Origin of the sequence: uncultured Fenollaria sp. (assembly GCF_934202865.1) — a bacterium.
GTDB lineage: Bacteria > Bacillota > Clostridia > Tissierellales > Peptoniphilaceae > Fenollaria.
On record NZ_CAKPYL010000024.1, the window covers coordinates 1 to 18,205 of the forward strand.

Annotated in this window: 22 protein-coding genes; 15 read left to right on the forward strand and 7 right to left on the reverse strand. The window is 36.0% G+C overall.

What is annotated here, in order from left to right; translation table 11 throughout:
- The 3 genes from Q0E71_RS03770 to Q0E71_RS03780 form a co-directional block, all read left to right on the forward strand.
- The coding region (locus tag Q0E71_RS03770; RefSeq protein ID WP_294796175.1) for a hypothetical protein at positions 1-911 on the forward strand (911 nt) is incomplete at its 5' end.
- A 144-nt stretch (positions 912-1,055) separates the two neighbouring features.
- A complete protein-coding gene (locus Q0E71_RS03775) occupies positions 1,056-1,784 on the forward strand; it encodes a hypothetical protein (protein WP_294796177.1) in 729 nt (242 codons plus the stop codon).
- Between the two features lie 46 nt (positions 1,785-1,830).
- Positions 1,831-2,613 (forward strand): hypothetical protein, encoded by a 783-nt coding sequence (locus Q0E71_RS03780; RefSeq protein WP_294796179.1) that lies wholly within the window; start codon positions 1,831-1,833, stop codon positions 2,611-2,613.
- 132 nt (positions 2,614-2,745) lie between these two features.
- On the opposite strand, the gene Q0E71_RS03785 is transcribed toward Q0E71_RS03780, so the two are convergent.
- A complete protein-coding gene (locus Q0E71_RS03785; protein WP_294796181.1) occupies positions 2,746-2,895 on the reverse strand; it encodes a hypothetical protein in 150 nt (49 codons plus the stop codon).
- Positions 2,896-3,166: 271 nt separating this feature from the next.
- Here Q0E71_RS03785 and Q0E71_RS03790 point away from each other — a divergent pair, with 271 nt between their 5' ends.
- The gene (locus Q0E71_RS03790; protein WP_294796183.1) at positions 3,167-3,778 is read left to right on the forward strand and encodes an ImmA/IrrE family metallo-endopeptidase; all 612 of its coding nucleotides are present in this window, start codon (positions 3,167-3,169) and stop codon (positions 3,776-3,778) included.
- 15 nt (positions 3,779-3,793) lie between these two features.
- Positions 3,794-4,888 (forward strand): FRG domain-containing protein, encoded by a 1,095-nt coding sequence (locus Q0E71_RS03795; protein WP_294796184.1) that lies wholly within the window; start codon positions 3,794-3,796, stop codon positions 4,886-4,888.
- A gap of 118 nt (positions 4,889-5,006) precedes the next feature.
- Here the strand turns inward: Q0E71_RS03795 and Q0E71_RS06785 are convergent, their stop codons facing one another.
- Positions 5,007-5,153 (reverse strand): transposase, encoded by a 147-nt coding sequence (locus Q0E71_RS06785; protein WP_367116810.1) that lies wholly within the window; start codon positions 5,151-5,153, stop codon positions 5,007-5,009.
- A complete protein-coding gene (locus Q0E71_RS03800; RefSeq protein ID WP_294796187.1) occupies positions 5,154-5,825 on the reverse strand; it encodes a hypothetical protein in 672 nt (223 codons plus the stop codon).
- A gap of 347 nt (positions 5,826-6,172) precedes the next feature.
- Between Q0E71_RS03800 and Q0E71_RS03805 the strand changes: the two genes are divergently transcribed.
- A complete protein-coding gene (locus tag Q0E71_RS03805) occupies positions 6,173-7,198 on the forward strand; it encodes an ORF6N domain-containing protein (RefSeq protein ID WP_294796188.1) in 1,026 nt (341 codons plus the stop codon).
- A gap of 243 nt (positions 7,199-7,441) precedes the next feature.
- On the opposite strand, the gene Q0E71_RS03810 is transcribed toward Q0E71_RS03805, so the two are convergent.
- Together Q0E71_RS03810 and Q0E71_RS03815 are read right to left on the reverse strand one after the other, a co-directional pair.
- Positions 7,442-7,885 (reverse strand): hypothetical protein, encoded by a 444-nt coding sequence (locus tag Q0E71_RS03810; protein ID WP_294796190.1) that lies wholly within the window; start codon positions 7,883-7,885, stop codon positions 7,442-7,444.
- Between the two features lie 102 nt (positions 7,886-7,987).
- Complete coding sequence (locus Q0E71_RS03815) at positions 7,988-8,539, reverse strand: sigma-70 family RNA polymerase sigma factor (RefSeq protein ID WP_294796192.1); 552 nt, start codon at positions 8,537-8,539, stop codon at positions 7,988-7,990.
- 236 nt (positions 8,540-8,775) lie between these two features.
- Here Q0E71_RS03815 and Q0E71_RS03820 point away from each other — a divergent pair, with 236 nt between their 5' ends.
- From Q0E71_RS03820 to Q0E71_RS03850, 7 genes are all read left to right on the forward strand, one after another.
- A complete protein-coding gene (locus Q0E71_RS03820) occupies positions 8,776-8,928 on the forward strand; it encodes a hypothetical protein (protein WP_294796194.1) in 153 nt (50 codons plus the stop codon).
- A 74-nt stretch (positions 8,929-9,002) separates the two neighbouring features.
- Complete coding sequence (locus Q0E71_RS03825) at positions 9,003-9,215, forward strand: DUF2922 domain-containing protein (RefSeq protein WP_294796196.1); 213 nt, start codon at positions 9,003-9,005, stop codon at positions 9,213-9,215.
- 196 nt (positions 9,216-9,411) lie between these two features.
- Positions 9,412-9,819, forward strand: coding sequence for a type II toxin-antitoxin system HicB family antitoxin (locus tag Q0E71_RS03830; protein WP_294796198.1), 408 nt, complete (start codon positions 9,412-9,414; stop codon positions 9,817-9,819).
- A gap of 396 nt (positions 9,820-10,215) precedes the next feature.
- The gene (locus Q0E71_RS03835) at positions 10,216-10,476 is read left to right on the forward strand and encodes a hypothetical protein (RefSeq protein ID WP_294796200.1); all 261 of its coding nucleotides are present in this window, start codon (positions 10,216-10,218) and stop codon (positions 10,474-10,476) included.
- Positions 10,469-10,741 carry a type II toxin-antitoxin system YafQ family toxin gene (locus tag Q0E71_RS03840; RefSeq protein ID WP_294796202.1) on the forward strand — a complete coding sequence of 91 codons (273 nt, stop codon included), beginning with the start codon at positions 10,469-10,471 and terminating at the stop codon, positions 10,739-10,741. Before Q0E71_RS03835 ends, Q0E71_RS03840 begins: the two co-directional genes overlap by 8 nt.
- A gap of 38 nt (positions 10,742-10,779) precedes the next feature.
- Positions 10,780-11,199 carry a type II toxin-antitoxin system HicB family antitoxin gene (locus Q0E71_RS03845; RefSeq protein WP_294796204.1) on the forward strand — a complete coding sequence of 140 codons (420 nt, stop codon included), beginning with the start codon at positions 10,780-10,782 and terminating at the stop codon, positions 11,197-11,199.
- A 139-nt stretch (positions 11,200-11,338) separates the two neighbouring features.
- Positions 11,339-12,607, forward strand: a complete 1,269-nt coding sequence (locus Q0E71_RS03850) for an MATE family efflux transporter (RefSeq protein ID WP_294796214.1) — start codon at positions 11,339-11,341, stop codon at positions 12,605-12,607.
- Between the two features lie 78 nt (positions 12,608-12,685).
- Here Q0E71_RS03850 and Q0E71_RS03855 read toward each other — a convergent pair whose 3' ends face one another.
- Both Q0E71_RS03855 and ybaK read right to left on the reverse strand, forming a co-directional pair.
- Positions 12,686-15,526 (reverse strand): insulinase family protein, encoded by a 2,841-nt coding sequence (locus Q0E71_RS03855; RefSeq protein WP_294796206.1) that lies wholly within the window; start codon positions 15,524-15,526, stop codon positions 12,686-12,688.
- Between the two features lie 19 nt (positions 15,527-15,545).
- A complete protein-coding gene (gene ybaK, locus Q0E71_RS03860; RefSeq protein WP_294796208.1) occupies positions 15,546-16,028 on the reverse strand; it encodes a Cys-tRNA(Pro) deacylase in 483 nt (160 codons plus the stop codon).
- Positions 16,029-16,109: 81 nt separating this feature from the next.
- Between ybaK and Q0E71_RS03865 the strand changes: the two genes are divergently transcribed.
- Positions 16,110-17,222 (forward strand): amidohydrolase family protein, encoded by a 1,113-nt coding sequence (locus Q0E71_RS03865; RefSeq protein WP_294796210.1) that lies wholly within the window; start codon positions 16,110-16,112, stop codon positions 17,220-17,222.
- A gap of 8 nt (positions 17,223-17,230) precedes the next feature.
- Entirely contained in the window at positions 17,231-18,109 is an 879-nt protein-coding gene (locus Q0E71_RS03870; RefSeq protein ID WP_294796212.1) for a N(4)-(beta-N-acetylglucosaminyl)-L-asparaginase, read from the forward strand.
- Positions 18,110-18,205: the final 96 nt, after the last annotated feature.

The window sequence follows — 18,205 nt, forward strand, 5'->3', positions numbered from 1 at the left end:
ATGATACAAATAAATATCTAGAAGTAGTAAGATTTGTTAGACCTGATGATGTTCCAACATTAACTATATTAACAGAAGTAAAGAACAATGGTATTTCAACTTCTTATATTACAGTTAGAGAAAATGGTTACTACAAATCATACACTGTAGATCCTAGAACTGAATACACTAAATTAGTTCGTGATATGGATGGCAGAATGCATGAAGAATTTGTTGGTAGAGGATATGCTGGATTAGCAATATTTGAAACTATGTTCTTAAACGGTGAAGTAGAAGTTGTAGCTGATAGATACAATAACGCTTCAAAAGTTATTGGTAAGAAAGGCGCAGCTGTACCACCTACAGCTAAAGAACAAGCAAAAGCTAACTTAAAGAAAGCAGTAGAAATAGTTAAAGGATTAGCAACAAATAACGAAATTACTTTCCCTTCAACTGAAACTAAAGCTGAAAGAGAAGCTTATGTAAGCTTAATCTTTGATGAACTTAAGAAAGCTGGTTTATTTAGCACAGATGCGAGTGGAAATGAAAATGGTAAGATTCATGTAAATGTTGACTCTGCAAATCCATTCACTGTTAAACTTTCAAGCAGAGAAGATACTACTTTACCTACAGAAACAATAGCTAACCAAAAAGTTACTAAGTTAACTGCAGCACAAGAAGAACAAACTAAGAATGATAAGAGATTACCAGAATTATTAGCAGTAGTATCTCCAGCTTCTGAATTAACTGAAGCTGAAATGACTGTAGCTAATGTACAAGCTTATGTTAACAGAGAAATCCATAAAACTTATCCAACTGAATCAGTAACAGTTACATCTGTAACATTAGTTTCTGGAAAAGAATTTAAAGTTGCAGTAGAATATGGTTCAGCTAACAAAGCTACTGGAGAAGTAAAAATATTAGCAAAATAGTTAATAATTAACTAGAATAAAAGAGGAGGGTCGTATGACCTTCCTTTTTTGTACATAGAATAATTTGTTTAGATAAATTGATATATGGGTAAAATAATTACGGATAAGTATTATTTAAATAATTTATAATGTATGGAGGTAAATATGTCTAAGCTTATAGGTAAAATTTTCAATTTTCAGGAAAAAACTAGAGAAAAAATTATAAAAAATGATGCTTTATTAAATAAAGCTAAAATAGTTTTTATAGCAAGCCGAATTACTTTTGATATTTATATGTTATTCTTATTCTTAGTCTTATTCTTACAAATTCCTATTACTAATTTAAACGATTGGATATTTATTATAATAGGTGCTGTTAGTTTAGTATCAGGCTTTATATCAAATATAAAGAATATGTGTACAAATATACGTGATTTTTTAAAAATAGCATCATTTTCAACTTTTACACTTGGATCAATTATTCTGATTATTTTGTTAAAGTATTTTGATTTGAGAAACTTTTCTTATTTTCTAATCATAGTTATATTTACAGTAATTTGGACTTTTCTAAGTACTTTTAGTGAAAATAATATTGGCAAGCTTTCAAATGCTATAGTTGCAGCTGTTTTAGTAATAAGTTTACAAGCTAATTCCTTTATATGGTCTGAAAAAGAGCTAGCATTACTTAAAAGCAATGTCTCTTCAAGCAATATAGAAGGAGAACTCGCTTCATACAAAATCCAAGAGCTAGCAATAAATAAAGTGCTTTTTCCTCTTTTTGTCATGACCACTATAGGCGCTTTAGCTTGTGCATATAAAGAATACTGGCTTGAAAAGAATAAAGATAAGATAAATAAGCTTAAGGAAGAAAGTAAAAAAGTTGGTAAATACTAATATATTATGAGTTCATTATATTATTAAATTTAAAGGAGGAATAATTATGGGAGATATCGCATTTAGAGATATAGCTAGAACTATAAAAATTAAAGCAGAAGATGCTGCAAATGAGGATTTAGATACTTTTTATTATTGTCCAAATGACTTATGTAATGCTAGACTTTATGTTTGTTCAGTTCATGGATCTGTAAAGCCATATTTCAGGGCAACCTTAAAAAAATACCCTCATTGCGAAAATTGTTCGTTTTCAAATACAGGTAGCAATTTTTCAATTAGCGATTATAGTGAGAATAATTTTGACTTTAACAATGCTTTAATTAGTCTTATGGGTTTAGAGATTAACAATCAGAATGAGCAGCGAAATCGAGCTAATAACAATACAACTACGAATGCTAATGGCACTAGTAGAACTGTACTTAAATCATTAAATCAAATATATTTAATGTGTAAAAGTTTTAGTCCTAATGAATCTTATGCGGGCATTCAAATAAAAGATATGTTGTTAGATGGTAGAACAAGTGACCATTATATTGATAAACTTGATGGTACTTTTATCATTGAAGCTATTAACAAAAGTAGATTATACGATCCTGATAAATTGGAATTGTATTTAACAGCTTCTGTAACAAATAAAGAATTTGATATTGTGTTGAATTTTGAAGATACAAACTTGTTTTGGGACTGTGAAAGTAAGTTATTTAATAATAAAAATAAAGTTGTAGTTCTCGCTGGAAATTGGACGAGGGACAGTATAAACGATCCATTCAGAAGCAATATAACTAGTAAAAAACAAATATATCTTTCTAGACAAAAAGTAGTTAGTTAAATATATTCTAAATATAAGTAAACCCACCACTCAAAACCTCTCATACGCGATTTATTTAGAAAAGAAGACCCATAGCATCCCTTAATATAATAAGCGGCACTATAGGTCTTCTTTAACTTAATATTAGATTTTCTAATATTGCTTACGCAATTCTTTGACTAGCTCTGTAATTTCGCGCACTAAGCTAGCTACTGCCATCACGAGTTCTGCTTTGTCTTTTGCACTGTCTTTGAACATGAATTTTAAAGTCATAGCAAGTAGGGAAATTAGTTTTTCTGCCATGGTCTCACCTCCATAAACATAAAAAGAAGAGGCGTCATTGCCTCTTATATGATTATGTTTGAAAAGTGTTTTTATAAAAAAGGTGAATTAATTACAAATAATTTTCTAATTGCAGAAATAAGAAATTCTTTATGTAATTCTATACACAAAGTATTAAAATTTTAAATAATGTTCATTAAGTGTTTAAATTTAGCGTGTTTTGTGGTATAATATGTATACAAGTAATAAAATAAATATGTAGTTATATATTTTTTAAGTGGGTGGATGTATTATGAAAGAAAAAATGACTTATGGTCAAATTTACAGCGATGAATTTTTAACAACGTTTGGTGAGTTTAAAGATGTTGTAAAGAATACTAAGCTAGAAAAAGAATATGAGGTAGATGTAGAAAAACTTGCTAAAATATGTAAAATAAATGTCTTATTTGAGGATTTAGATGTGTCTGGGTCCTGCGAAAACTATCATGATGAAACAAGTAAGATGGAATCAGGAAATAATTCTACTGTTGAAAATAAAATAATAAGAGTAAATAAAAATGAGCCTATATACAGGCAAAGGTTTACAATAGCGCACGAATTAGGTCACATATTATTAGGACATGAAGGTAAATCTTTTAGAAAGTTAGATCACAAGGAGTATGGAGATTTTTTAGAGAGAATGAATGAGGTAACTGCTAACAGTTTTGCAGCAGAATTACTAATGCCTGAAATTCTTGTTAGGCTAGCTTTAGAGAATAGTATGAAGGATTTTGGATATGATAAGAGTAGTAAATTTACTGCTAGTGATGTTAATTTACTAGCGACAGTCACTTCTATGAAAATGAATATTTCAAAAGAAGCATTTTTATATAGACTTGATAATCTAAATATTTTAAGTTATTAGCTATGGTGTTTAAGTATGACGGATTATTTTGAATATTTTAAAAAGCATTATAAAGAAAGCAAATATTTTGATAAAAGCACTATAATTATAAATTATACAGGAAATATTAAATCTTCTCTGGTTAACACTAGAATATATAGTATTTGTGATTTGGAGTTTTTTCCTTCAAAGAACAAAAAAAGTAGTGAATTTGTTGAGTCGGTGGTGAATAATTGTAATATAACTCTTAGAGATAAGGTTATTAGCAATGGGTGGCAAGTATTTTATCTTTTTAAAGAATTATTTCAAACTTTATTAACTGGTGATGATGGATTTAATTATTTTAGAGGACAGTCAAGCGATTACCCTTTGTTGCCTGGACTACTAAGAGATGAAACACAAGATATATATAAGAGTGATTTTGAGGGTAATTATCGCAAGTTATCTTATGATTTTCCTGATAAATTAAAGTATATAGATATAAATGATAAAATTAATCTTTATGAAAGAGAGTATGCTTTGTCACTTTTACAACATTATGGATTTAAAACAGGATTGCTTGATATTACTAGGAATCCTTATATTGCAATGTTATTTATGTTTAGAGAAATTGTTAAAAAATACATGGAGCCAACTTTATATTTATTTAAAATTGATGAACATGAGATTAATAATAACTCTTTATTTACAGAAGTAAGAAAAAGTCATTTAAATGAGCGTATTCTAGCTCAGAAAGGAGCTTTTTTAAATTTTGAAAAAGTTTGGCATGATAAAAAAAGAATAAAAAAAATACCCTGTGTAAAAATAATTTTAAAATTTGATGAGAAAACCTACTTAGATACGCTACTAAAAGACAAAGAGACAATTAATGAATTATTTTTAAATAAACCTCTTATAACAACTGATTTTTATGCAAGTATTATTAAGGACATAAATGAGAATATAAATACGGTAAAAACTAATTGTTTTAGACAAATAAATACTGAGATGTTGATTAAGCTGAAAGAGTATTATTACACAAAAGAAGATATGTTTCCAGATTTTGAGAACAGGATAAAATATTTATTAAGCGAATATAGCAAGAATGAAATAGGGTATAATGACGCGGATAATACAAAGGATAAAAAATAAAAAGTTAAAACCCACCCCTCAAAACCTATCATACGCGATTTATTTATAAAAGGAGACCCATTATACCTCTTTCCATACAAAAGAGCGCTATGGGTCTTTTATGCTGTTTCTATATATTTTATTCTAAAAGCATTATTATTTTTCTAAACCTTTCAAAGTTTCTCATACTAAAGTCGTTTCTTTTCAGTGTCTTTATCTCTGTATGTTTACCTTCTAGTGCATCGTTTGAATGTTTGTAGTCAAAGTTGTTTTTATTTAAAAATATCTAAACTTGTTCATTATATTTATCTTCAAAATTTTTAATGTTGCTTTCTACTAACAATGGCATATTTGAATAAGATTCTCTACTAAAATTATAATTCAAATTAGCTTCTGAATCAGTAAGAGGTCCGTATATAAAGTAAAATTCTTGTTCGTATACATTTCCTATTAGATCGGTGAATCTAAGTTTGAAACTAATATTACCTCTATCAAGTTTTGTAGAAATAGAAAATTTGACACACTGTTTTGGAAAGGCATAATAATTGTCAAGATAATCATAAACGGCATAATTTTCATCTATACGACCATTATTTTTGAAATAACAGTTTGTGTCTTCATTGTCATTACATGGGCATATCATTATATTTGCAGCAGTTTCTTTACCTATGTTTATAATGTTTATATTAAGTATTAACTTATTTTCTTTACCATTTTTAATTACTTTAATGTCTTTATCATTTAACGCGAGATTAAAAAACGGTATGAGACTTGAGCGACTATTTAGTCTTGCAATTATATCATCAATTCTTTTTTCTTTTATTCTTATGATTTCTTTTTGCTTGTCGAAATAATAGGATTTTTGATAGTATTGTTTTTCGTTTTTAGAAGTAATGTAAGATACGACCAAAGCTCCTATTGAGATAATTATTGGTAAAACATTTAATACGTCATTCATAATATCACTCCTTTAATTATTTGTACCCAAAATTATTATATATAAGCAAAGTATAATTTTCCATCCATTGTTTCAGAAACTCGCATGTTTTTGAAATAAGGAAGATTTTTCTTAAGTCTTCTTTCAATTAATCTTGTGGACGAATTTTTCGACCTCAAGTTTTTATTGTGGGAGTATGTTTCGATTGACATCATATTTTTTTAAAAATTATAATATATGCTATATGAGTCTATAATATTTCAATTTTATAACATTATTTGTTTTTGCTTGACTTTTACATTACTTTATATATAATGGTCTTAGCAATATAAATTAATTTAATCTTAAATATAAAAGGGATGGTATCTATGGATGAAAATAATGAAATAATTACTATTGATAAAGAATTTTTGATGAGTAAGATTTATTTTATCAGAGGTCAAAAGGTAATGCTAGATTTTGATTTAGCTGAGATTTATGGATATGAAACTAAGAGTTTTAATAGACAAGTTAAGAATAATATTGATAAATTTGATGAAGACTTTAGGTTTCAACTAAGTGAAGCGGAGCTTGAAAACTTGAGGTGCAAAAATTGCACCTCAAGTTGGGGTGGTACGAGATATTTACCATATGCGTTTACTGAGCAAGGTATATACATGCTTATGACTGTTTTAAAGGGTGATTTGGCGACTAAGCAGAGCAAGGCTTTAGTAAGGATGTTTAAGCAAATGAAGGATTATATTCTTGAAAATCAAGGTCTTATTGGTCAAAGGGAGTTTATACAGCTTTCTATGCAAGTGACTGATAATGTTGTTAGAATGCAAGATTTAAAGAGGAATCTGATGGATGTTGAGGACAAGGTTGCTGGCGTTGTTGATGATTTGAGTAACTTTGTCCAAAAGTCGGAATTATCTGATTTAATACTTGATTTTAGCAATCCTCAGGTTAAGCGTGCTTATCTTGTGCTTAATGGTCAACCTGTTGAAGCGGATCTTGCTTATAAGGATATTTACAGCTTAGCTAAGAAGAGCATATATCTTATTGATAATTATATTGGTTTAAAAACGCTAGTTCTGTTAAAGGATACTCCAAATAATATGGAGAAGATTATCTTTTCAGATAATCTAGGCAAGGGCTTGCACTCTTTGGAATATAATGACTTTTGCAGGGAATATCCTGGATTTAAAGTTAAGTTTAAAAAGATTGGTGGCTCTTTTCACGATAGGTACATAGTACTAGACTGGGATAGTGCTGATGCAAGGATATATCACTGCGGAGCTTCTTCTAAGGATGCTGGCGAAAGAATAACGACTGTGTCTGAACTTACTGATCATATGCCTTATAAAAAGCTGATTGATACTTTATTAAAAAATGAAGAATTAATTATTTCTTAGACAAAAGTGCTTAGCTATCTAGGCACTTTTTTAATTTGCGCTCCTAAAGGCTTTTTTCATTTTTTAAATTGAACTTGAGGTCGAATTTTTCGACCTCAAGTTTTAAGTTCTTTTTACAAGTATTTTGTGGTCGCAAAATGTGTCCTCAAGTTTATCGGCGCAAAGCCATTGCCATTGCCATTACCATAAGCATTGCCATAATCATCATCTCAAGGCATAAAAAAAGGGGTGGTACTTATGTACTCACCCTTGCATCTTCTCGTCGTATGCTCTACTGATTCTGTCGCAGTCCTTGATCCTGTCTCTGATTGTCCTTTTCTTTGCCAAAACTGGTATCTTCGTTAGGCCTCTTATGTAGACGTAGCCGTCTTCTATGTCGTAGATTAGGTCCCTGTTTAGGTAGATCATGGATCCGTCGCCTTTGGAGCGAACCTCTCTACACCTGATGCCGACTAGCTTTGTGTCTCTAATGACGAGGGCGAGGCCGGTCTTTTTCTTGGCGATGGTCTTGGCCCACTTTTTGTAGCCTTTTTCGTCTGCTAATTTCTCCTGAAACAGTCTCGAGATGGCTGTTCTGATTGATACGTGCAAATTCTCTGCACTCATGTCCTCGTATATGGCAACCGTCGTGTTCATTCCATCTTTATCATAAGCTGGGATTAAGGCTGCCAATGCCTTATTATTCATATTTTTATCCTCCTTGTTTCTAAGTCTATTATAGTCTTTTATACATGCTATGTCAATAGCTTTGTTCTAATTTTTACCATTTTCATGGAAATTTCTTAAAAATCATACTTTAGGTGTATGTTTGTTTTGCTTTTTATATAGGCGCCTTAACTTTTTTAGTAGGGCGTTTATTTTTCTTGCGGCGGTGTTTCTTGAAAAGCCTAGTGCGCGGCCGATGTCTTCGTAGCTCATCTCGGTATAGTACCTTAAATAGATGAGCTTTTCTTCTTCGTATGTGAGCTCCTTAAAGACTTCGCCGAGTGTGTCGTTGTAGAATAGGGCTTCGAAGTCGTCCATGCTGGTTTCGTCCTCTATTAAAAATGCATCGTCTAGTGGGGTGGTGACGACTTGTTTTTTATACTTACTGAGCAAATGGTATTTCATGCGCGACTGTATGTGTGCGAGTGCGTGTGCGCCTTTCGTGGGGTCGAAGTCCAGGAGCGCCTCGAGTGTTATGACTCTAAGCTCTTGCATGAGGTCGTCTACTTCTTTAAAGTTCGGGTAGTAACGCTTAATCATGGTGATCATGAGGGGTTTGAGCCTTTCCATTGCCACGGGATCAATCTCGCCACTGGCCTGATAGTCCGCCGCAACTTTGTCGTAATTGATTTGCATCTGTCTTTCTCCTTTCTCTATTGTTATGTTGATTATAGATGCAAAACCATGGGCAAGGCAAATGCAGACTCACGCGTAAATTTTGGAAGGCTCGGCAAATTTTGGACATTGACGTGGGCAATTGGACGTTTGGCTGCACCATTTCCATAATTATAGTTGGACAATGTATGGGAAATATTATCATGATTTTGTATATATTAAGTGTAGGGCAAGGGCCCACGGAAGGGGGTGAGATGATGGATAAGATTAGTGTAAAGGTGTACTTCACTGGTGAAGGCAGCGACGGATCTAAGAGAAATTACTCTAGAACTGTTAACTACATCAATAAGGATGCGAGCAAAGAAGACCTTGGCATGTTTAGAACTGCGTTTGGAACGCTTTTAGCTTAGGAGATTACTAAGCTTGAGAAGATCACTGTAATTTCGTTATAGTGTTTGGGAATTTTTAGAAAGGGGGTGAGATGATGAAGAGACTACAAATGAAGTTCAAATGCGCGAATGGTAAGCCGTACAACATGAGTTTACAAAACCCAGCTGAGGGTCTTGACGCTGATACTGTGAAGAATGCTTTTGCTGGTATCGTTGAGAAGAAACTTATCGTGAATAAGGATGGTAGCGAGGTTAACGCAATGGATGGAGCGAAGGTGATTACGACAACTACTGAAACATTGTTCTAGTTGATACTCATGTCGATGAAGAATAAAATAGTGCAGGTAAGAAAGAAGAGGGCTGAAAGGCTCTCTTTTTTTGTGTGTGGGTGAGATGGTTACAAAATGTAACTAACTGAAAAAAATATGAAAAAAGCATTGACAAATGTTTAACATATGTTATAATAGTCTTGTAAATATTATCACTTGTTAAAGGAGTGTTTACATGAAAAAACAAGATAGTGTAACATATTTAGCTATTTTTAGCAAAGAAAGTGACGGTGGCTACTCTATTGACGTGCCTGCCATTGACGGCGCTTATACATGCTCGGATACTTTCGAAGAAGGCGTAAGATATGCACAAGAGGTCATAGGACTTTGCCTATACGATGAAGACAGAGAAAAAACTGATTATCCAGATGATATTAATATGGATGAGCTTGATCTTAAAGAAGGCGACGTAGCTGTTTATGTCAATGTTTATTTGCCATATCATTTCTCTTTGGTGAAGGAAGTATACAAGAACAAGATGGTGACGCTACCAACTTGGCTTGAGGCGCTTGCTAAGAATAAGAACATAAATTTCTCAAGGGTTTTGACTGAGGGTTTGAAGAAGGAATTGAATATTAAATAAGTAAGATTGACAAAGTGATTATAATCTGCTATTATTATCTTATAGATAGAGGCAGTGTTAATAGCCAACGAGAGAAAGTACTTAATTAAGTATTGACTCTCGTCTTTTTATTTATTTTTTGCTTGAAAAAATTTTAAATCTGTAGTATAATATAGATGTATGATATTCCTTGGGAGTAGGACCCTCACGATACGAGGTGCGCCGGAACCAAGGGATCTTTTTATATTTATCTTGAGGTCGAAATAATCGACCACAAGTGAAATAGTGAGTCGGTTACATTTTGTAACTGACTGAAAAAAATTTGACTTTTTAAAAAAAAAGTTATATAATATACTTAGTAAACTTAGTAAACTTAGTAAACTTAGTAAACTAAGTGTATTTGAAAGGAGGATTATTATGAACAAGAATGATAAAGTAACTTGTTCTTTCGTTATGGATAGGGCAACTTATAACGCATACAAGAGCGTTATTGCTAAAAGTGGCGAAAGCGTAAAAGCAAGTCTAGTTAAATTTATGAAAAATGCAATTCAATATGAAACTCCAAACGCTGAAACTATTGAAGCTATAAAAGAAGTTGAAGCGATGAAGAAGGATCCGTCCATAGGCACTACTTATAAAAGTGTTGATGAAATGATTGGAGACATTCTTGATGTATGATTTAAGGCCTACTAAAAAGTTCGAGAAAGATTTAAAGAAAATAAAGAAGAGAGGCTACGATATAGGGCTTTTAACAGAAGTATTAAAAATATTAGTTTCAGGTGAAGAGCTTCCATCAAAGTATAAAGATCATGAGCTTAAAGGAAATTACGCAAATTGCAGAGAGTGTCACATCACACCAGACTGGCTCTTAATATATGAAATCGTAGAAAAGAATTTGATTTTGTACTTAACAAGGACAGGAACGCATAGTGATTTATTTTAATTAAAAACATTAACCTTACTATAAACGGAGGTGAAAGTATGAAATTAATCTATCCTGCTATTTTTTACAAGGATCTTGAAAGTGAAGGCTACTCTATCGTTTTTCCAGACATTGACATGGGAGCTACTTGCGGCGATAATATTTCCGATGCATATTACATGGCGGAAGATTTTTTAGGCTGTGCTTTGTATGATGACTACATAGAGGGCAATACGCTTCCTAAAGCAAGTTCGATTGACGACATTGTCATAGACGAGGACAAATTCTCTGATATGGATTTGAGTTTTAAGACCATGATTGATATCGACATGGATGACTACATCAGAAGAACGAGTGCCAAGACCATTAAAAAGACGGTTATCATACCGAGCTACTTGAACGAGATGGCCAAAGAATATGGCGTAAATTTCTCAAGGGTTTTGACTGAGGGTTTGAAGAAGGAATTGAATATTAAATAAGTAAGAGGGCTAAGGCTCTCTTTTTTTGTGCAAAGTCATTGACTTGCTTATAAGCTGTGATTGTGTTATAATCTAATATATCAAGGGAGGTCTTAATATCACTATCAAGAAAAAGTTTTTCTCCTACATAATACCTTCGCTGTCGGCGATGATCATCTTTAGCCTATATTCAATGGTTGACGGTTTCTTCGTAAGTAAGTACGTCGGCGTCGACGCTCTAAGTGCGGTCAATCTTTCGATGCCCTTCGTCAACATCGTTTTCGCGCTTGGGATAATAGCTGCAGTCGGCTCGCAGACTATGTGTGGAGTGTTTATCGGCAGAAAAAACTATATGAAGGCTAATAAAATTTTTAGCTTCAACATAAAAACTGTAACAATATTTTCACTGATATTGACAGTGCTTTTCTATTTTAACATGGATACGATAGCAACGCTTTTAGGTGCAAGCGGCGATCTAAAGCCTCTAGTTTTAGAATACATCGGCAATATCGTGTATTTTGTGCCATTCCTAATGATTTCGTATAACTTCGAAGTCTTGGTCAAGGTCGATGGTTTTCCGCGTTTGGCGGTTGCAACCGTTATCACATGCGGTTTAAGCAATGTGATTTTGGACTATGTTTTGGTCGGGCTCATGGGTAAAGGCCTCGCAGGTGCAGCAATTGCAACGGGTATATCGCAAGTCATCTCGACCGTGGTCTATTTAATTCACTTCACGGTCGGCAAATCAAATCTTGAGTTCGTAGAGGTAAAATTCTCGCTCGACACGCTTAAATCCATCTTCACACTTGGTGTTGGCGACTTCGTTTCAGAGGTCGGCATCGCGATGATAGTTTTATTCTACAATTTATTCATCATCAAGTTTTTGGGCGAAAAATCCATCGCGACATTCTCGGTCATTAGCTATGTCAATAACCTTGCCCTCACTTGTTTTGCGGGCATAACGCAAGGCACACAGCCACTTCTAAGCTATTACTATGGTAAGAAGGACTACGACAGCCTCAAAAAGCTTTATAGGATGGCGACTGCGGCGATATTTATAACGGGAGTGGTCTTTCTAACAGTGTCACAGCTATTCCCAGAGAAAATATTTAGAATATTCTTGGATGTGGACGCAGACACCATGGCCTACTCGGTAGAATCGCTCCGCAAATTCTCTATATCCTTTATGATAACAGGCTTCAACGTATTGATAGCAGCCGTTTGCGTGTCGTTCTTAAAGCCGAAGTACTCGGTTACGATAAACATCTTGAGAAGCTTCGTGACAATATATTTGGCGCTTTTCGTCTTGACCATGGTAGAGCCAACGCTAATATGGTTCGCTTCGGCATTATCAGAGGGCATAACACTTATCTTCGCCTACTATTTTTATAAAAAGTTGAGCCGCGAAAATCAAGAGAAGTATGAATAAATTTTATCTAGTAAATATAAATATAGACATGAAAAAACTGTGAGATTCGATTCCCACAGTTTTTTAAGATTTATAGATTTATCTTATATCGATTATATCGTCGTATTCTATTCCATCATCCGATTCTGGTCCTATTACCGCCACCGGTGCCTCTTCAAGTCTCTTCAACTTACTTAGATATTTTTCCTTCAATATATCCAAATCCGTATCCAAAATCTCTCTATAAGCCTTCAAATCATCTTCTTCTGTCATGCCTTGAAGCATTCTCACGAAGGCAAGTTTGCCCTTTTGGCCCTTGCCGTATGCCTTATTGAACTTCAGTGTCGAAGCGATCTTCCTTCTCTCAAGCTCGTCTTGGTCAAGCTCGCAGCCCTCCAAGAACTCAGCGGATTTTCTCATAACGCCCAAGCTTCTCGCAACATGCGGATCTCTGAAGGTAAACTCTGCAAGGTAGTCAAGCCCAGCGTTTAAGCCATCGCCGTATGCGCCGCCCTTGGCACGGATCTCTGTGTGTAGGTAGTCATTCGACAGTATTTGTCTTAAAACTTCTACATCGCCGTCGTTATCACTATCTAAGTCAGTCGCCATACCATTGAAGTAGACCTTTGATGAAACGATAAACTTAGTATTTTTCTTTTCTCTTTTCTTTTCTTTGTTAATGGCTGGGGCGTCTATGCTCTCAAGTGAAGCCTCTAAGTCCGCTATAGCCTTATCTAGCTCAGGTATCTTTCCTTCAAAAGAATAGTGAGAGATGAATCCATCTTTTCTAAACATAGTCTTCATTAGTCTTTCATAGTCTTTTATCTCTTCGTCCTTAAGCTCATCGAAGTTTGCTTTCAAATCTTTAAGGTGAATGAACTTTTCTATGCCATGAAGTTTTAGTGTAAGTCTCTCTTTTTCAAGGCTTTGCGCCTTCGCTACATCCATGGCGATGGCTGGTGCGATGTTTAGTACGTTATTATCAAAGTCTGAAACGCTTTCCAAAACGTTCATCTTAAGCACTTTTTCGTCGCTCGGGTCGGAACACTTGATGATCTCGTCAATAAGCTTCATCGCGTCCACTGCTTTATCCTTCGTAAATTTCGCGCTGCATTGCACAAACGGAGTCAATTTGCCGTTCTTGTAATTTTTCACAACGCTCGCAGCAAAATTTATCGCGCCTGTAGTTTTGAATATGTCGGTCTCAAGTTTTTCTCTCGATGACTTAGTAGTCTTGATGTCAGCAAGTAAATCAGCTAAATTAGCGACTTTCACGTAATCATCTTCGGCGATATGAGAAATGTCAAAGAATAGGTTTAGGTAGCAGATCTTGCTATCTTCCTTAGAATAATAGGCCGAGTCAGAGATTTTTTCAAGCGGAAGTTTTTCAATATCACGTGGCAAATCGCTTAGCTTAAGCGCTGGTATGCTAGCAAGTGCTTCTTTACTGTCTGGTGCCTCTTGCATAGCCTTTAGATTTTCATTTTCCTTAATTAGCGCCTCTAGCTCCTCATCTGAAAGACCTGCCTTGTACTCATCAAGCGCCTTTCTTTCAGCTTCGTCCCTGTCCTTGTAAAAGTCTTTTACTGGGTAAAAATCTATTAGCTTAGGATCTTTATGAACATCTTTCACAAAGTTTATAAAAGCACTTTTATCCTTCTTAAGCTCCTCAAGCGTAGCATTATACGCAAAGGCAGTCCGTGGCGACTTATCAAAAAGCCACATAGCCACAGCCTTTAGTGCAAGTGCAATGCCCTTTGTTGCAGTGTTTGCAAACTCTTTAAGGCTAAAGTCCATTAGATTAAGCGCTGAGTCATATATATCAACATTGATGCGGCCAGCCTTGATATTCTCAAGCTCTTCTTCTACAGCATCTTTGAAAATATCTCTCTTGCCTGCATCTGCGTCTTTTAAAATCATATTTATGTCAGTGAAGTTACCATTACCATAGCCATAGTTGGAGTAACTTAGTAAATCACTCGCAATGCCCATCTCTTGGATCTTCTTCTTAAGCGGCGAATTTGAGAAATAGCTTAGGTACTTGCTCAAAAACTCGGTCATAATGCTGTCACGAGTGTTGTCGATATCGCCTGTGATGAAGCTATATGCGTAATTGTGCTTGTCAGAGACATCGTTTGGATAAGCGCGCTCGATAAATTTTTTACTGTCCTTTGCTAAACTCATGCCTATCTTGTTCGGAATTTCTTTGTACTCGTAAGCGGATAAAAACTCGTCCAAATGTTCAAGTTCTGCGCTCACATCGCCATCGCCATACAAAACTGTGAAGGAATTCGATGGGTGGTAGTGCCTCCTGTAGTAGTCAAGAAGCTCATCGTAAGTCAGTTTGATGATCTCGTAAGGGTCGCCGCCTGAGTTGAAAGCGGGATAAGTGCCGGGATACATCTCTTCTTGCATCGCTTGGTAGATGAACTCTTCGGAGGAGGACATAGCGCCCTTCATCTCGTTATAAACAACGCCTTGGTACTGAATTTCGTCATCTTTATTAAAAATTTCGCGCCTAGTGCCTTCTTGAAGGAAGACTCTTTTGTCCGTTAATAGTCTCGGATTGAAGACAGCGTCTAGGTAAACGTCCATCAAATTGTAGAAGTCCTTCGCATTTCTTGATGAAATCGGATAAACCGTCATGTTTTGGAAAGTCATTGCGTTCAAAAACGTTGCAAGTGACGACTTTGCAAGGTCCATGAAAGGCTCCTTCGTTGTGTATTTCTTTGAGCCCGACAAAACTGAGTGCTCAATTATGTGCATTATGCCCTTTGAATTCTCTGGAATCGTTCTAAATCCTATCATAAAGGCCTTGTTGTCATCGTCATTTTCAAATTTGATGACCCTCGCCTTAGTCTTATTGTGCGTAAAAATCTTATACGCTGAATTTATTTCGTCTATAAATCCACTCTCCACTAGAGAAAATTTTTCGTTCATTAAATCACCTCAATTATCCTTATTGTAACACAGCCGTCTTAACTATGTCAATGGCAGTCGCATCCGTTAGCTTAATTAGATCCGCTGGAGCGAGTTTTATCTGCAAACCAATTTTGCCGCCGCTCACATAAATATATTCCTTATCCATCGCCGATGCGTCAATGAATGTCTTAAGTTTTGTCTTCATGCCAATAGGTGAGCAGCCGCCATGCACGTAGCCTGTTAGTGGCAGTAAATCCTTTTGTTTCAGCATATCCACTTTCTTTGCGCCAGCCGCCTTCGCCGCCTTTTTTAAGTCAAGCTCCATCGCCACGGGCACTATAAAAACAAAGTGTTCCCCTTTATTTGTCTCAGTGACGAGGGTCTTAAAAACCATATTCACATCTTCATTTAGCGTGCGAGCGACGTCAGTCCCACTGATTCCAAGGCTCGCATCGTATTCAAACTCCTCATATTTCACGCCCGCCGCGTCAAGTAGGCGCATCGCATTTGTTTTTTTCATAAAATCACCTATTTTATTATACCCAAAACTATTGTCATAGTCATGCTTTTGTGCTATGATTTACTTAGTGGAGGTGGATTTATGCTGCTTGTTAAAAACGCAAATTATAATGGTAATAGTGTTGACATCTTGTCTTTGGACGGCAAGATTACTATGATAAAGGAAAATATAGAAAATTATTATGGTCTTGAGGAGATAGATTTAAAGGGAAAACGAGTTTTTCCTAGTCTCATCGATGGCCACGTACATGTGACTGGTGGCGGCGGAGAGATGGGTCCAACGTCGCGCGTTCCCGAGATAAAGTATGAAGACATAATTATGGCGGGGGTGACGACAGTTGTTGGCCTGCTTGGGACTGACAGCACAACACGTTCGGTAGAAAATCTCGTGTCGAAGGTCAAGGCGCTAAACGAGTACAACGTCAGAGCCTTTGCACTGACTGGCGCCTACGAATATCCGCCGAAAACCATAACAGGCTCGGTTAAAAAGGACATCACTTACATAAGTGAGATAATCGGCTGCAAGCTAGCAATTTCAGACCACAGAGCAAGTTATATCACAGAGGACGAACTCGTAAGGCTAGCGAGCGAGTGCTACATTGGCGGTCTCTTCGCCGGCAAAGTGGGTGAACTACACATGCACACGGGCGGACTGGGTAAGGAAGGTCTTTCAAAAGTTTTCGCAGTCCTTGAAAAACACGAGATTCCGATCAAGACTTTCAGGCCGACACATTGCAAAAACATAGTTGACGATGCCGTTAAGTTTATGAATATGGGTGGATACGCGGATTTCACCGCAGGCGAGGATGGTCTTGACGCCATCGATTACGCGATAAAGAAGGCGCCATTTGATAAAATTACGCTTTCGTCCGACTCAAACGGTTCTGTGCCTATTTGGTCAAAGGACAAAGAGCTCTTAGGTATAGGCGCTGCAAAGATTTCGGAGCTTTTTGATACTATAAAAGCCTTGTGCAAAAATTATGGCTATGAATTAAAGGACATGATTAAACTTGCCTCTACAAACGCAGCTAAGGCGCTTGAAATAGACAAGATAACTGGCGAGATTAAAGAAGGACTTTCGCTTGACCTCATGGCGCTTGATGAGGCTGACAATATTGACACAGTTATCAGCAAGGGAATTGTTGAGATGAAAGACAAAAAAGTTCTGCGCAAGACTAATTTTTCTGATTTTTAGGAGGATATATGACGATTATAGCAACTTGGAAAATGGCTTTGATGGGCACAAAGCTCGCACGCGAGGCGCTTTTGAAGGGCGCGCCGCTTGAAGAAGCCTTGATCACCTTAATAAAAGATGTTGAGCTGAACGAAGATTTTCACTCGGTCGGCTACAGCGGTCTACCCAATGAAGATGGCGTCGTTGAGTGTGATGCAGCCATCATGAACGGTGACAATCTGCATTTTGGAGCAGTTGCAGGCCTTAGAAATATGAGAAGCGCTGTATCAGTCGCTTACACCCTCATTGATAATGAGTACAATAACTTTTTAGTCGGTGAAGGCGCTCTGAAACACGCTAAAGAAATGGGTTTTATAGAAGAAGAGATGCTTACGGACGAAGCGAAAAAGCGCTGGCTCGAAGAAAGGGCAAAGAAGCCAAAGGTCTACAAGGGCCACGATACAGTCTGCGGCCTCATTGCAGAGAAAGAGAGATGTGTCGCAGCTACGTCGACATCGGGACTTTTTATGAAAAAAGTGGGCCGCGTGGGCGACTCGCCACTTGTGGGTCCCGGTCTATATGCGGACAGCGAAGTAGGCGCCGCAGCTGCAACAGGCGTCGGCGAAGACATAATTAAAGGAACACTGTCCTTTGCCATCGTTAATCTTATGGCAGATGGCCTAAGTCCTCAAGACGCCGCGACAAAGGCAGTTAGTGATTTAGACGCAAAACTTAGGGCGAAGGGCGAAGAGCCGCGCGATTTCTCAGTAATTGCAGTAAATAAGAACGGAGAATGGGGCGCCGCCACAAACATAGCCGAGTTTCCCTTTATAGTCAGCGAAGAGGGTGGCGAAACGAATATGTATATAGCGAGAGACTTTGGACGGGAAATAGAAAAGATTAAATAGATGAAATTGATTAAGTAAGTGAAATTGATTAAGTAAGTGAAATTGATTAAGTAAGTGAAATTGATTAAGTAAGTGAAATTGATTAAGTAAGTGAAA